Origin of the sequence: Dickeya ananatis (assembly GCF_019464615.1) — a bacterium.
GTDB classification, from domain to species: Bacteria; Pseudomonadota; Gammaproteobacteria; order Enterobacterales; family Enterobacteriaceae; genus Dickeya; species Dickeya oryzae.
This window is the reverse complement of record NZ_CP040816.1, coordinates 2,358,157-2,373,293: the sequence shown is the minus strand read 5'-3', so window position 1 is coordinate 2,373,293 and position 15,137 is coordinate 2,358,157. Positions and strand designations below refer to the sequence as shown.

Genomic DNA, 15,137 nt, shown 5'->3' with positions numbered 1-15,137 from the left:
GAATGATGTTATGTGGTATAAGTCAGGTAGTTTGTCTTTATTTTCTGGCAGCAAAGTTGTATTGGGTGAAAATACCCTGTGGGCAGATAAGAATAATGGTGTTATTGCTGGTGGCATGTTGCTGATTTTTGCGGATTGCAGCATTAAGATTTATGAAATTGCCTCCGTCGTGTCGGACACCGAGCTGATGCTGGCCAGCGAATATAGCGGTTGTACCGCTAATGGTGTGCATTATGCTATTCCCGTGTTTGGCAGTAACGATACCTTTGATCACGCTGCCTATGTAGCACAGATTGCAGCGATGCTGGCAGGTTACCAGTCCCAACTGATTCAGTGGAAACACGTGTTGACCGAGCGCGGCCAGGTGACGCTGACGGATAATAGCGGCCAGAACGTGGTGGTGAAAACGCTGCCAGATTTGACTGATGCTGTGAGCCGCATGATGGATAAAACCCTCAATGGTGCGGATATTCCGGATAAAGCGCAGTTTGTCGCTAATCTGGGATTAAGCGATGTAATGCATAAGTCCGATCTGGCAAACCACACCCATACCGCCTCGCAAATTACCGATTTCACTGATGCAGTGCGTAAAGTTCTGGTGGCGACTCTGGCAGCAGGGCAAGGGGTTTCACTGAACTACGATACAAGCAGCAATCAGTTGGTTGTCAGTGCGACAGGTAGCAATAGTGGCGGCGGAAACAATGGTGGCCGTGGTTATACGGTAGTCGCACGTAGTGGTGCGACGGCGAATCAGGTGTTTACCTTCCCAATTAATCCAAATGGACAGATGGATTACAGTTTTGAGGCGTTTGCGCTGAAGGAAGAGGCAGGGCTGACGAATCAAAATGCCATTCAGTATAGTTTTGATGATTCAAAAAAAACCAGTTATAGACAAACTTCTGCATTACTATGGGACGGGGAATTACATCCTTACACTGGCAATAACTATTCATTATCATCAAATGGGAATAATTACTCCGAAGAAATAAAGGCTGATGGTAAAAACATTTCAATTTCTGTTATTGATAACATCAATGTTGTCCCGGTAATGACATCAAATAGTATTCCGAGTGGTTACTCTGTATCTGCGTCTAGTATTTATCCTGGAAATTATGCTTATTTTGCTTTTCAGCAGAAAAGCGGTCCATCATCATCCAGTTGGGCTTCTGCTGTTAATAATTTACCTGCATGGTTGCGCATTGATTTACCATCAATAAAGACTGTTAGTGGCTATCAATTGGCAGGTAGAGACAATCCTGTCGGTGACTACAAACAGCAACCTACAGAATTTGAACTGCAGGGCTCCAATGATGGCAATTCATGGTCAACAATTGATAGTCAAAAAGATCTTGTTTGGAACAGTGCATCTGAAGTAAAAAAATTTAATTTGTCATCACCAGTAAAATATTCAAAATATCGTATTTATATTATGGCGACAAATAGTAGTCCTGATGTAAACACATGCATTTCAATGTTTAATCTTGTCAATGAGAGTGTTAAGTCTAAAGTATTGCTGCAGTCATCTGATGGACATTACTATTCCGCTTCAAATGGTATTTTGAATTTGGTTTCATCAGTGTCAACTGCATCGGATTTTGATAGTTATGGTTTCTATTCTTCTGGGGGAATATCTGAAAATGAGTTAACCAATAAGTTGCCTGTACGAGTAGTGGCGGCAGAACCTATTTCAGTCTCAACTATATATTGGCCACATAGCCAAGTTGCCATACCTAACTCGTTGATGTCATTAAGCTCATATGCGAAGTTGAATAATGTGAATGTTTCTTCAACTAAGAATGCTAATGGTATAATGAGAATGGCGGTTAGCCGAGATTTAGCGAGTTGGTATGTATGGAATGGCAATTCGTGGAGTAATATTTTGCCACTTACAGCGGATGATGCGGGGGCCTCAGCATTGCTAACCAATGGGATGACATCTGCAACTGTAAATAGCTTAACTTCACTGGAGTGGGATAAGTTTTTTAATGGTAATATGGATGGCATTGCATTTGCCTACGTATTAGATATACCAGACCCCAATAATGACACTGTGTCTGTGGATGCTATTACGCTCAATCTGGATTATGCATCAGCCTGGAAAAAACAAACTGAAGCCGAAGTGGAAATCCGTTGGTATCCCGATAAAGTAACATTTAAAACCGTTGCGGCAGGTAACTACAAGCTGGCCTATCAGCAACCGTAATCTCTAACCTATACGCATCAATAGACCGGTGGGCTGATACTCTCAGTCCGCCTTTTTATCTATAGAAACGTCCAGACAAGAGGGCTATAGACAAAAAAATGCCCGGTTAGACCGGGCATGTGAATATCTGAAGGACGCGGTATTAACCGTGCAGACGGCGGGTAATTTCAGCAACACGTGCGCCGTACAGTTTAGCGGTTTCCAGGTCGCCTGCCGGGATGGCATCCGCACCAGCGTCAGATGGAGACTGAATCAGTGCACCGGCGGAACCACCGAGGTTGTTGGCATCGTTACGGGTGGAAGCCAGCGCGTTAGCCGGAGCTTGTCCCAGGCTAACCCAGATACCGCCGTGCTGTGCTGCCAGCGTCTGCAGATAAATCAGGGTAACTTGCTTGTCGCCGTTCAGGCTGGCGCTGTTGGCGAAGCCGCCAAATACTTTGTCCTGCCAGCCACGGGTAAACCAGATTTTGGAGCTGGCATCAGCAAATTTTTTGAACTGCCACGGTACGTTGCCCATGTAGGTCGGCGCACCAAAAATGATACCGTTTGCGGCGTTCAGTGTTTCCCAGTCGGCGTCGGTGATATCGCCGTTGCTATCAATAGCGATCAGACTTGCCTGTGCGCTTTCTGCAACCAGTTCGGCAATATGTTTGGTGTGGCCGTAGCCGGAATAGTAGACAACCGCGAGCTTGCTCATAGTATTTCCTCATTTATGGACGCATAAAGGCGTTTATGGATGGATAAAACGTTGGTAAAACCATAAACCATGTTCAGGGATGTCGGCATATTATCGCGTCCCATTTTCATAAACAATGAATTACCCGAAAGTACCTAGGTTACCCTGTGGTAACCCAAGGTTGATAATTTGAATGAAAATAATCAAATACGAACTAATAGCGTATTTCTTTTCTATGATATGAATAAAATGAATAAGACAGATATCCACCAGAAATGCTGGGGATATCTGTCCCGAGGCTTTAGTGAACCAGCCGCTGGATGCCGTCACGCGCCAACGCGTAACTACCGCATTTTTGGTAAAATTCCAGAGCCTGCTGCTTCATGCCGACACATTCCAAAATAACGCCGATATTGTAGTTGGCTTTATAAGAGTTGACGCCTTCTTTATTTCCTATCGGCATGTTTGTACATTGCACGAATAAATCTACTGCATTCTGTAATTGACCATTATTCATCAGAATGAGGGCTTTCAAAAATATAAAGTCAGTGGATGAGAAGTAGGATTCATATTGGATAATATCCATCGCTTCTGCATATTTCCCAGCATTGATTAGTGCATAGCCATAAGTTTCAATCAGGTCTTCGGTGTATTCGTAAGTAAAGTTGGCTTCGAAGCGCAGCGCCTGTTGAAAATAGTGAATGGCTGTCGGGTAGTCGCGTTTCAGATAATAACTTTTACCTAGCTGGAACAGCAGGTATGGATCGTTAGCCTGTGCTTCCAATGCCTGCTGTAGCAAGTTGATATTCCTGGCAATTTTATCTTTTTCTTGCAGGATCTCTTTTTTATACCCGACATGATGCAGACGTATTGGTGCAATAAATGGGCGGAGAGGTGAAACACTCGGACCCCGTGGTGTAACCTGTTCATGAATGATGCCTCTATAATGATAGAGATCTTTGCGGAATAAGCGAGTTAGCAACTCCTTAACTGTAGTAGTCTCACTGCCTTCATCGAGATAATTGATGAGTTCTACACGACCGGGTGCTTGCGGATGCGCTTTTATCAGGGCATGCAATGCCTCAATATCAACGAAGTCGACTTCTTCATCGGCATCAACCACCAATACCCAATCGTAACGCGCATAATTCAAAGACGCATTGCGTGCCGCAGAGAAATCGGCGACCCAGGCGAAGTCATAAACATGAGGGGTGAATTGGCGGGCGATGGCTTTGGAATCATCAGTAGAACCCGTATCGACAACGATAATATCGTCAAAATGCGCCGCGATAGAGGCCAGCGTACTGGCAAGATGCCGGGCTTCGTTTTTCATTATCATGCAGACGGAAATCATTATATTTACCCGCCAGAGGAAAAGAGTTCGACGATATCCTGTCACCAGCAGACATCATTGGCGCAATTATCGTGCACTATGCATCGCAACACCGATGCGTCCGCCATCAGAATAGCGGAATTGGGCGTCCTTCGTCATTGACTGCCACAAAATTGAACTGACCGGTAATCACTTTGGTGCGGCCTTCGGCGTACATCTGCTCCAGATAGACCGACACATCTACGGTCAGGCTGGTACGTCCGACCCGGCTGACCTGCCCGACCAGCTCCACAATTGTGCCTGATGGGATAGGGGTTGTGAAATTGATCTTTTCAGTAGAAACGGTGACCAGGGGTTTATGGCAAAAACGGGTGGCAGTAATAAAAGAGATCTCGTCCATCCAGGCCAGTGCGGTGCCGCCAAACAACGTGGAATGGTGGTTGATATTGGTAGGGAAGACGACTTTGGCGACCCGGGTGATGGATTGCTGGATGCGCTCTTCCTCAGTTAATGCTTGTGTCATGATACGACGACCTTATGGAGTAACAGGAACGCGGTTATCTTACACCAATTCTGTTACAGCGGTCTGGCCGTTGGTCGATTAAGGTCGTCTAACGGTCAGTCTGGGGAAGATGGCTTAAGGTGGTGGCCGTGTTAGCGTTCTTGTCGCCAGGCCGCGCGCACGCCAGCCGTTCTGTCGGGGCAGGGCGTCAGGTCGCCTGCCCACAGGTGTCACAGTCCGGATTCTTCGATAAGCGCATTTCGCGAAATTGCATCGTCATCGCATCAAATAGCAGCAATTTACCCGCCAACGGCTGGCCATAGTGCGCCAGCAACTTGATGGTTTCCAACGCCTGCAATGAGCCTATCACGCCAACCAGAGGCGCCATCACACCCGCTTCGACACAGGTGAGCGCACTGTCGCCAAACAAACGGCTGAGGCAGCGGTAGCAAGGCTCCTGTGGTTGATAGGTAAAAACGCTGATTTGCCCTTCCATTCGGATCGCCGCACCAGAAACCAACGGTATTTTCTGCAGAAAACAGAGATGGTTAAGCCGCTCACGAATGGAAACATTATCAGTGCAATCCACCACGACATCGTGTTGCGTCACGACAGCCTGCAGTGCGTCATCGTCCAGATTATCCTGAATCGGTGTTATCTGAACGTGTGGGTTGATGTGCTGCAAGGTCTGACGGGCAGACTCGACTTTCGGCATGCCGATGCGATCGTCACGATGTAACACCTGACGTTGCAGGTTGGACAGTGACACGGTATCAAAATCCAGCAGGGTAAGTTGGCCGACACCGGCTGATGCCAGATACTGCGAGGCGGCACAACCCAGCCCACCTAACCCGACAATCAATACCCGAGCGGCTTTCAATCGCTCCTGTGCATCAAAATCAAACCCGCGCAGGACGATTTGCCGGTTATAACGCAGGGTTTCTTCATCAGTCAGTTCAGGCAGCATCAGTAGTGGCTCTGTAGCAGTGAGTTGAAGGGCTCGACGTCCACCCATTCGCCCGTGTCAACACGGCCGCGTTCCGCTTCCAGTACGATGAAGCAGTTGCCGAGACTGAAAGAACTGAACACATGAGAGCCTTGATGCCCGGTGGTCCGCACTTCCAGGTCGCCCTGTGGGTTACGGGTTAACACGCCGCGTTGGAAATCCAGTCGGCCGGGCGATTTTTTCAGCGGCGTTGCTGTTTTTACCCGGAAACGGGCCGGTAACAACCACCCGCTATGGCCGGACAACTGTGCCAGCAGCGGTTGTACGAGCTGGTAAAACGTCACCGCGGCGGAGACCGGATTACCCGGCAGTCCGCAGAACCAGGCGTGGCTCAGCTTGCCGAAGGCAAATGGTTTACCGGGTTTGATGGCCAGCTTCCAAAAGCGGATATCCCCCAGCGCTTCCAGCATCTGTTTGGTGTAATCCGCTTCTCCTACTGATACGCCACCGCTGCTGATCACCACATCGGCAGCCTGATCCGCCTGCTGAAAGGCCTCACGCAGCGCGGTGGGATCATCACGCACGATGCCAAGGTCTATGACGTCATGGCCCAATTGTTCGAGCATCAGCCGTACCGCAAAGCGGTTGGTATCGTAAATTTGCCCTGGTTGCAACGGCTCGCCGACAGGTTGTAGCTCATCGCCGGTGGAAAATAGCGCCACCCGCAGACGGCGTACTACCGATATGCTGGCAATACCCAGTGATGCCAGCAACGGCAATTCGGCCGCCCCCAGCCGCGTACCCGCGGGCAGAACCTGCGCCTGCTGCTGGATATCCTCACCAGTACGGCGGATATTCTGGCCCGGTTTCACCGCATGGGTAAACCGAATCCGGCCATCGGCATCACTTTGTGTTTCCTCCTGCATGACCACCGCGTCGGCACCGGCGGGAATCGCCGCACCGGTCATAATGCGAATACAGCTGCCCTCAGGCCAGTCTGCGTCAAACGGCGCGCCGGCAAATGCTTTACCTGCTACTGGTAACGGCTGACCGGTGAGCTCATGACACCGCACGGCATAGCCGTCCATCGCCGAATTGTCGAATGGCGGCACATTGATAGGCGAGGTCACCGCCGTGGCGGTAATACGACCGGCAGCCTGATAGATAGAAACGGTTTCCGTGGCGGTAAGTGCGGAAACTTGCGTCAGCATGGCGTGCCGCGCCTGTTCCAGAGAGAGTAAACCCGAAGTATCCATGGCAGCTCCACACACCCGTTCGTTGCATGGCAGAGCAGGCAAAACAGGCATGATATTGATGTATCGATAGCGTGCCATTATGGCAGAAATCGCCGGGGGGGAGAATGACGTGTATCAGAAGGGAAAGGGATAAAAAAACGCGGCCGAAGCCGCGTCTGAAACCGTGATCGCCCTGCAATCCGGGCGATCGGCACGCACAATCAGAACGAGGTGCGTTTGTAGGTGCGGTACTGCGGATGCCAGAAGTTATGAGCAATCGCTTTGACCAGCGCATCTTCAGATGTCACTTCCGCCACACCCTGCAACTGGGCGGCTTTGGCCACTTCCAGCGCGATGTGTTTGGATACTTCCTGAATGGTGCCGACATCTGGCAGCAGTGCGCCTTCACCCTGATTCGCCAGCGGAGAACAGTCAGCCAGCGCACGGCTGGATGCCATCAGCATGCCATCAGTGATACGTTTCGCGCCACTGGCCAACACACCCAGACCAATACCCGGGAAAATGTAGGAGTTGTTGCACTGCGCGATCGGGTAAACTTTGTCTTTGTGCTGTACCGGGGAGAACGGGCTACCGGTCGCGACCAGTGCGGCACCGTCGGTCCAGCGGATGATATCTTCCGGACGAGCTTCCACACGGGATGTCGGGTTAGACAACGGCATTACGATCGGGCGAGCGCAATTGCGGTGCATTTCACGGATGATTTCTTCTGTGAACAGGCCCGGCTGACCAGATACACCGATCAGAATGGTCGGCTTGGCGTTACGCATGACATCCATCAAAGAGATGGCGTCACGGGTGACATCCCACTGAGCCAGTTTGTCGCTTTTCTGCACCAGCTTGCTCTGGAAGTCGAGCAGGTTCGGCAGTTTGTCGGTCAACAGGCCAAAACGGTCTACCATGAATACGCGGGAGCGGGCTTCTTCGTCGCTCAGGCCTTCGGACTTCATCTGTGCGATGATCTGCTCGGCGATACCGCAACCGGCGGAACCGGCACCCAGGAAAGCCACGGTCTGATCACGCAACTGGCTGCCTGCTGCACGGCTGGCGGCGATCAGGCTGCCCAGTGCTACGGCGGCGGTGCCTTGAATGTCGTCGTTGAAGCTACAGATTTCATCACGGTAGCGGTTCAGCAACGGCATGGCGTTGTTCTGTGCGAAGTCTTCGAACTGCAGCAGGACGTTTGGCCAGCGGCGTTTCACGGCCTGAATGAATTCGTTCACGAACTCATAGTATTCGTCACCGGTAATACGCGGGTGACGCCAGCCCATGTACAGCGGGTCGTTGAGCAACTGCGGGTTGTTGGTACCGACATCCAGTACCACCGGCAGGGTATATGCCGGGCTGATGCCGCCGCACGCGGTATACAATGACAGTTTACCGATCGGAATCCCCATACCGCCGATACCCTGGTCACCCAGACCCAGAATACGCTCGCCATCCGTCACCACGATGACTTTTACGTTCTGTTTGGTGGCGTTTTGCAGCATATCGTCGATATGCTCACGGTTAGGATAGGAGATGAACAGACCACGGGCACGACGATAAATGTCGGAGAAGTGTTCACAAGCGGCACCAACCGTCGGCGTGTAAATGATCGGCATCATTTCGCTCAGGTGGTTTTCCAGCAGGCGGTAGAACAGGGTTTCGTTCGTGTCCTGGATATTACGCAGGTACACGTGTTTTTCCATGTCGTTCTTGAATTCCTGATATTGTCGCCAGGCGCGTTCTGCTTGCTCTTCAATGGTTTCTACCGCTTCAGGCAGCAGACCGTGCAGGTTGAAATGATCACGTTCTTCTTCGGTAAAGGCGCTGCCTTTGTTCAGAAGGGGGAACTCGAGCAGGAGGGGACCAGCATAAGGGATGTAGAGCGGACGTTTACTTTCGTATTCCAATTCCATGACTTTTTCGACTCTTTGGTAGCTGAAATCGGTTCGGAGAACCAGCGGGAAGTGATCGATACCGGCGATCTTAAAGTACCCAGCAAATATGTACAGGGATTGTTAATTAAAATAATTACAGATGACTTGCATATAAAAAATTATGTGGGGTAAGTCACATAGTGGCGGCTTTTAGCGATAACGAAGACCACAGAAGGGTAGGGATGCCATCATCTCATTATTTCTACAATGAATAAGACGACGGCGTGATGTCTTAATCGGCCAGCGCGTGGTGCAGCGCAGTGCACCCCAACGAGGCCAGCAACGGTTGGGCCAGGCTCCACTGACTGAGTGCGGCATGGCTTGATTCCACCAGAACCGCCCGCTGAATATCGCTGAATGCCTCGCCAGCCAGATTGACCAGATTCAGTGCCGCCTGCAAAGGAGGCAGGCTGGGGTTGAACGCAGCGTTTTCCGCATAACGTCCGGTGTAGCGATGGCCTTGCCGCGTCTCCAGCGCGATACCGCTAAACGCCTTACTGTACGGTGCGTGGCTGCGGTTGGCGGCGGCCAGCGCTAACTGACACAGCGTGTCGTCCGTTGCCAGTGTTAATCCATTATCGATGGTATCCATCAACAGGGTGTTGATCGCTAAATCACGCGGGCCAAAGGCATCCGGCAGGTAATGGCTGAGCGCCGCCGCTTCTCGTCCCGGCAGACAAATACGCAAGTCAGGCGCACTGTTCAGTTCATTCATGAACTGGCGGCAGTGACCACAGGGCGTGTAATTGACGGTTACCGCGCGCAACGCAGGCTCATCGCGCAACCAGGCGTGGCTAATCGCGCTTTGTTCGGCATGGACGGTCTGCTGTAACGGCAGGCCGTCAAATTCCATATTAGCGCCCCAGTAGAATGCGCCGCTAATCCCTTGTGCGATGGCACCAACGTGAAAATCAGAAACCGGCGTCAGTGCACAGGCGGCGGCCAGCGGTAGCAAGGCAAAAGCCAGCGCATCGGCGTCGAGCTGACAGTGGGCGCAAATCTGGCGGACGTCGTCGGCGGTTAGCATGGCGGCGAAATCATCACGCGCCAGTATGGGGGCCAACGCGGTTTGTAGCGTCACAGGCAGTTGCGTGAAGGCGTCATGAAAGCGTGCTTGCATGGTGGTTTCTCTTTCCCGGTTTACAAGGCGTACTGACCCAAGTGTGGACAGTGATACAGCTAATATTTGTGATTATTATCACTTTTAGAATGAAATGAATGAAAAAGAAATCACAAATGCGAGATATCTCGCAGGTTTCAGGCCGGTTGCAAGCAGAAAAAACAGGTGGAAGGGGGCGTTATGCCCCCATCAGGCGGACGATCACCGGAAATAGAAATGGCGCTATCAACGAGGTAATGATGCCGCAGATAACGAGCGCCAGCGAGCTGAAGGCACCTTCCTGAAAATCGACTTCCGCGCAACGGGCAGTACCCAGTGCGTGTGACGCCGTTCCCATCGCCAGTCCCCGGGCGGATTTGGCGCGAATATTCAGCCGATTAAGCAGCGTGTGGCCCATCACCGCGCCGACAATACCAACAAGGATCACACACAGGGCGCTGATAGCGGGAATGCCGCCGATAGCGCTGGCAACGGCCATAGCGATTGGTGTGGTGACCGATTTTGGCAGCACGGAGGCGGCGATTTCCCGCGAGGCACCGAGCCACAAGGCAATCACGGTGCCAGAAATAATGGCAGTAACACTGCCGATAAAACAAACGCTGATGATGGATTTCCAGCGCGCGCGGATTTGGTGTAGCTGTTCATACAACGGGAAGGCCAGCGCCACCACCGCAGGTTGCAGCAGACTGTTGAGGATGGCGCTACCGCTAAAATAATGATTGTAAGGGATATCCAAAACCAGCAGCAGCGGGATGATCACCAGCATTGAGACCAGCAGCGGGTTCAGTAACGGCATTTTCAACGTTAACGCCACTTTGCGGGCACCAAAGAAAACCACCAGTGTTAGCGGTAGCGACCACCACAGATAATTCAGCATTATTTCTCTTCCTTCGTGTCTGCGGTGTTGCGGCCTGGCGGTACCCGGTCACGATGCATCATCTGGGTGGTGTAACCCACAACTGTCATGACCACAAATGTGCTGACCAGACAGGAGACGACGATTGGGCCGAACTGGTCGCGCACAACGCCATAATAGTTCATCACCCCCACGCCGATAGGCACGAACAGTAGTGCCATGTAGCGGATCAGCAACTGGCAACCCGGTTTGACCCAGCGCGACGGCAGAATTTGCGATGCCAGCAAGGCAAACAGCACCAACATGCCGAGAATGCTGCCGGGAATGGTAATTGGGAGTAACGCGGATATCGCATTGCCAATAAACAGACACAGATAAATCAATGCGAAGGCGCGTAAATACTGCCAGCACAGTGTGATGGTATTGCGCATAGGGGAAAATCCTGGAGAACCGTTAAGGTGATGATAACGCTAATGTCGTCAGTGTGCTACGAATCACAAAAATGAGGGGGCGTTTCGCCTCAGTTGTGCGGCTTTTCATGAATTGCAGCTGATTGAGTGGGGGACAGGGGCAGACTGGATAGGGCAAGGGGAGAACGTCGCCCCATAACTCCGGGGCGATTTTTATGCCATTACACCATTACGTTTGTTACGTTCGCTCCATCACATTGCTTCCATGCCATTGGCTAAATGGCATGGATTACATGATATTGAACCGTGACGCTGGCTTAGTGAGGCAGGCCATAACCGAATGGGAACAGCGGTTTTGCGCTGTCATAAGGTAGATCGGGCTGCTGGTTGCGCACCGCCGACATAGAAGACGGCAGCTCAAACGGCAATTTTGCCGTATAAGCCGCGCCTGACATCAGCCGGTTGAGCAATACACTATCGCTAACGCCAAAGTTGGCGACCAGTGCGCGGGTTTTATCCACCACATTGGTCAGAATGGCGGGCCGCTCCATATAGACGGTGACCAGAGTTGGCACCCTGGCGCTGGCACGCACGATAGCCTGATAGTCCGGGTTGTCGTTGCGAAATGCCAGCGACCCTTCATGATGGCGGCTGCCAAAGAAAAAGTTCTTGTGTGGCTGTTCGTATGGCGTGTGGGTGCGGATCAGCGCCACATCTGCCTGCTCTGGCGTATTCACGACGATAAAGCCAGCCTCCTGCGCGGCGTTTGCCGCAATGCCATGCAGCCAGACCCGGCTGCCTTTACGCAGCGGTAACAGATTATTGTTTTGCAACAGGACCAGCGAGCGAGCCTGGGTATCATCTGCCAGTTGTTGCCAGTCTGCCCGGCCGACGATGTCGTTAGCTTGCGCGGCATTAACGTAGGGACGCTCGAATAATCCGGTCTGGAATTTCTGTTTCAGAATGCGGTTGACGGAGGTATCAAGGCGAGCTTCACTCAGTTTGCCGTCCTGCACCGCTTGCACCAGCAGCGCTGAGTCGGTTACGCCGCCGAACTGATCGACCCCAGCATTCACGGCTTTGACGAAGCGTTCGGCGGGTGTCAGTTTCTCCACACCCCACGGCATACCGCGCGGCACCGGTTTTTCACCCGGCTTCACGCCGGTGAGGCAATCGCCTTTGCAGTCGTTGGTGATAAGCCAGTCACTAAGGATGACGCCATCAAAACCATACTGGCCACGCAGCAGGTCAGTGAGCAGAAAACGGTTGAACCCGGCACCGACCTGTTCGATGGGTTTGCCGTGCCAGCTCGCGTTTCGCAAAATGGAGTAAGTCGGCATGATGCCCGCGGCATGGGCTTCAAACGCTCCGGTAAACGGGTCGATGTGCCATTGCAGGTTGTTTTGCCGGAATTGCGCGTATTTGCCGTAAACATTGTGACTGTCCCAGCCGTCTTTCGCTGCACCATACCCGACCCAGTGTTTTACTATCGAGATGACGCTTTGTGCATTAAGGCCATTTTTACCGTTCTGCATACCGGTGACATAACCGCGCACCATTTTTTTCGTCAGGTCAGGGTCTTCGCCAAAGGTGCCATCAATACGCGGCCAGCGTGGTTCGGTGGCGAGGTCTGCCTGCGGTGATAACGCTTCGGTGATGCCGACGGCGCGATATTCCTGGCGCACAATATCGGCAAAACGCCTGACCAGTTCTTCGTCGCCAATCGCCGCCAGCCCAAGCGTTTCCGGCCATTTGCTGAATTTACCGACCGATACGCTGACACCGACTAGCGACTGGAACGAACTGCGCGGGTCGGTGCTGATAGTGATAGGGATCCCCAGCCGGGTGGCTTCCGCCAGTTGCTGTAATTTATTGTTTTCTTCGGCCATCTGCGCCGGGTTATCGCCAGAAAGCCGGGTAATAAAGTTGTTGACGTAGCGATCGGCAATCATGGTTTTTGCCGCGTTGAGGTCATATTGCGTACCAGCACCGGTGACGCTGCCTGCCGTTGGCGCGGAACCGTGCATCATCACCCCGGCTTTTTCTGCCAGCGTCATGCGTGAGACCAGGTCCGCCGCCCGCTCTGCCGCAGGCAGGCGCCAGTCTTCATAAGGGTTGAGTTTTCCGTCGTGGTTCAGGTCTTTAAATGTCAGCCCGTTGACCTTGATCAACGGTGCGCCACGGGTATCGAGCACGGCCTGTTGTACTGCGCTTGCCAGAGGGGAAAACAGTAAGGGTAGCGCGATGAGAAGCGCCTTTTGTCGTATCGCACTTTTTTCCATGTGTAGATTTCTCGTTATTTGAGGTGGTACAGCGGTTGCAGACAACAGCAACACCACTCCACAGCGCATGTGGGAGAGTGCGTGCCGTTGTTCTGCCAGAGAGGTCGTTCAAGTATCAATTCACATTAATAGTTCACATCAATAGTTCACATCAACACTAGTGCAGCCTTCAGGTGGCCTTCAAGTCAGCGGGGTAAAATTCTGGATAGACTTCAAAGAAATAGTGGTGAACTGTGCGCCCCCACCGGGGGGGGGGGCAGCAGTCATTGCGCGGTGCGTCATTGTGCGTAATAAAGGTGGTGAATGAATCAGGTCAGGTTTAGTGGAAAAACGAGGTATGGGCACCACTCACGGCATCCGCGATAGCGTGAGTTAATTGTGCTAATGCCTGCGGTTCAATGATAAATGGTGGCATCAGATAAATCAGTTTGCCAAAGGGGCGAATCCATACTCCCCGTTCGACAAAGAACCGTTGCAGGTTCGCCATATTGACCGGCCGGTGGGTTTCCACCACGCCGATAGCACCCAACACCCGTACATCGGCAACCGCTGGTGCGTCCCTAAGTGGCAGCAACGCCTGACGCAGTTGCTCTTCGATGGCCACCACCTGCGCCTGCCAGTGATTTTCTGCCAGCAGTGTCAGGCTAGCGTGGGCCACGGCGCACGCCAGCGGGTTTCCCATAAAGGTCGGGCCGTGCATGAAGCATCCAGCCTCGCCGTTGCTGATGGTCTCGGCGACCGCACGGATGGTCAGTGCGGCGGACAGTGTCATGTAACCACCGGTTAGCGCCTTGCCAAGGCACAGTATATCTGGCGTGACGTCGGCATGTTCGCAGGCAAACAGACGCCCGGTGCGGCCAAATCCGGTGGCGATTTCATCGGCGATCAACAAGATGCCGAGTTGATCGCATAACTGACGGACTTGTCGCAGGTACTCGGGATGATAAAAGCGCATACCGCCCGCACCCTGCACGATGGGTTCCAGAATGACGGCGGCGATTTCACGCTGATGCTGTTGCAGCAAGGTGCTGAACGCCGATATATCTTCCTGTTGCCACGGCTGGTCAAACCCGCCGCGCGGCGCATCGGCAAACAGATGCGGTGGCAGATATCCCTGATAAAGACTGTGCATCGAGTTGTCCGGGTCGCACACCGACATCGCACCGAATGTATCGCCATGATAGCCGTGGCGCAGCGTCAGGAAACGCTGACGACGTTCCCCGCGTGCCTGCCAGTATTGCAACGCCATCTTCATCGCCACTTCTACCGCCACCGAGCCAGAGTCAGCCAAAAACACACACTCCAGTGCCGCCGGGGTGATCGCTACTAACTGGCGACACAGTGCCACCGCCGCCGGATGGGTGATGCCGCCAAACATGACATGCGACATCTGCGCCAGTTGTGCTTGCAGCGCCTGATTCAAGCGTGGGTGATTGTAGCCATGAATCGCCGCCCACCAGGACGACATGCCATCCACCAACTGGCGGCCATCAGCCAGTTGCAACCGGTAGCCGCTGGCAGCGGTGACCGGATAACAGGGCAGTGGGGACGTCATAGAGGTGTAAGGGTGCCAGATATGGCGCAGGTCGAAGTCCAGGTCATCCTGATTCATACTGTTGTCAACTAATCTGATC

The 15,137-nt window shown here is 52.5% G+C and carries 12 protein-coding genes; 1 reads left to right on the top strand and 11 read right to left on the bottom strand.

The genetic code is table 11. The annotated features are described in order from the left end of the window. The first annotated feature begins 10 nt into the window (after nucleotides 1-10). The gene (locus FGI04_RS10470; RefSeq protein ID WP_407336694.1) at nucleotides 11-2,203 is read left to right on the top strand and encodes a discoidin domain-containing protein; all 2,193 of its coding nucleotides are present in this window, start codon (nucleotides 11-13) and stop codon (nucleotides 2,201-2,203) included. A 142-nt stretch (nucleotides 2,204-2,345) separates the two neighbouring features. Here the strand turns inward: FGI04_RS10470 and FGI04_RS10465 are convergent, their stop codons facing one another. From FGI04_RS10465 to bioA, 11 genes are all read right to left on the bottom strand, one after another. Beyond that, nucleotides 2,346-2,900 carry a flavodoxin family protein gene (locus tag FGI04_RS10465; RefSeq protein ID WP_012885163.1) on the bottom strand — a complete coding sequence of 185 codons (555 nt, stop codon included), beginning with the start codon at nucleotides 2,898-2,900 and terminating at the stop codon, nucleotides 2,346-2,348. Between the two features lie 280 nt (nucleotides 2,901-3,180). Continuing rightward, on the bottom strand, nucleotides 3,181-4,233 hold the full coding sequence (locus tag FGI04_RS10460; RefSeq protein ID WP_407273617.1) for a glycosyltransferase family 2 protein: 1,053 nt from the start codon (nucleotides 4,231-4,233) through the stop codon (nucleotides 3,181-3,183). A gap of 106 nt (nucleotides 4,234-4,339) precedes the next feature. Next, nucleotides 4,340-4,735: an acyl-CoA thioesterase gene (locus FGI04_RS10455; protein ID WP_342700511.1), complete on the bottom strand. Its 396-nt coding sequence runs from the start codon at nucleotides 4,733-4,735 to the stop codon at nucleotides 4,340-4,342. 187 nt (nucleotides 4,736-4,922) lie between these two features. Then, nucleotides 4,923-5,681 carry a molybdopterin-synthase adenylyltransferase MoeB gene (moeB, locus tag FGI04_RS10450; protein ID WP_342700512.1) on the bottom strand — a complete coding sequence of 253 codons (759 nt, stop codon included), beginning with the start codon at nucleotides 5,679-5,681 and terminating at the stop codon, nucleotides 4,923-4,925. Continuing rightward, nucleotides 5,681-6,916 (bottom strand): molybdopterin molybdotransferase MoeA, encoded by a 1,236-nt coding sequence (moeA, locus tag FGI04_RS10445; RefSeq protein ID WP_407273616.1) that lies wholly within the window; start codon nucleotides 6,914-6,916, stop codon nucleotides 5,681-5,683. Before moeA ends, moeB begins: the two co-directional genes overlap by 1 nt. 200 nt (nucleotides 6,917-7,116) lie before the next feature. Continuing rightward, a complete protein-coding gene (locus FGI04_RS10440) occupies nucleotides 7,117-8,814 on the bottom strand; it encodes an NAD-dependent malic enzyme (RefSeq protein WP_342700514.1) in 1,698 nt (565 codons plus the stop codon). Between the two features lie 253 nt (nucleotides 8,815-9,067). Then, the gene (gene cdd / locus FGI04_RS10435; protein ID WP_407336693.1) at nucleotides 9,068-9,955 is read right to left on the bottom strand and encodes a cytidine deaminase; all 888 of its coding nucleotides are present in this window, start codon (nucleotides 9,953-9,955) and stop codon (nucleotides 9,068-9,070) included. A 178-nt stretch (nucleotides 9,956-10,133) separates the two neighbouring features. After that, a complete protein-coding gene (locus FGI04_RS10430; RefSeq protein ID WP_210193424.1) occupies nucleotides 10,134-10,832 on the bottom strand; it encodes a CidB/LrgB family autolysis modulator in 699 nt (232 codons plus the stop codon). After that, on the bottom strand, nucleotides 10,832-11,242 hold the full coding sequence (locus tag FGI04_RS10425) for a CidA/LrgA family protein (RefSeq protein ID WP_342700516.1): 411 nt from the start codon (nucleotides 11,240-11,242) through the stop codon (nucleotides 10,832-10,834). Before FGI04_RS10425 ends, FGI04_RS10430 begins: the two co-directional genes overlap by 1 nt. Nucleotides 11,243-11,538: 296 nt before the next feature. After that, on the bottom strand, nucleotides 11,539-13,503 hold the full coding sequence (locus tag FGI04_RS10420; RefSeq protein ID WP_407336692.1) for a glycoside hydrolase family 3 protein: 1,965 nt from the start codon (nucleotides 13,501-13,503) through the stop codon (nucleotides 11,539-11,541). 319 nt (nucleotides 13,504-13,822) lie between these two features. After that, entirely contained in the window at nucleotides 13,823-15,115 is a 1,293-nt protein-coding gene (gene bioA, locus FGI04_RS10415; protein ID WP_407336691.1) for an adenosylmethionine--8-amino-7-oxononanoate transaminase, read from the bottom strand. Nucleotides 15,116-15,137 lie beyond the last annotated feature (22 nt).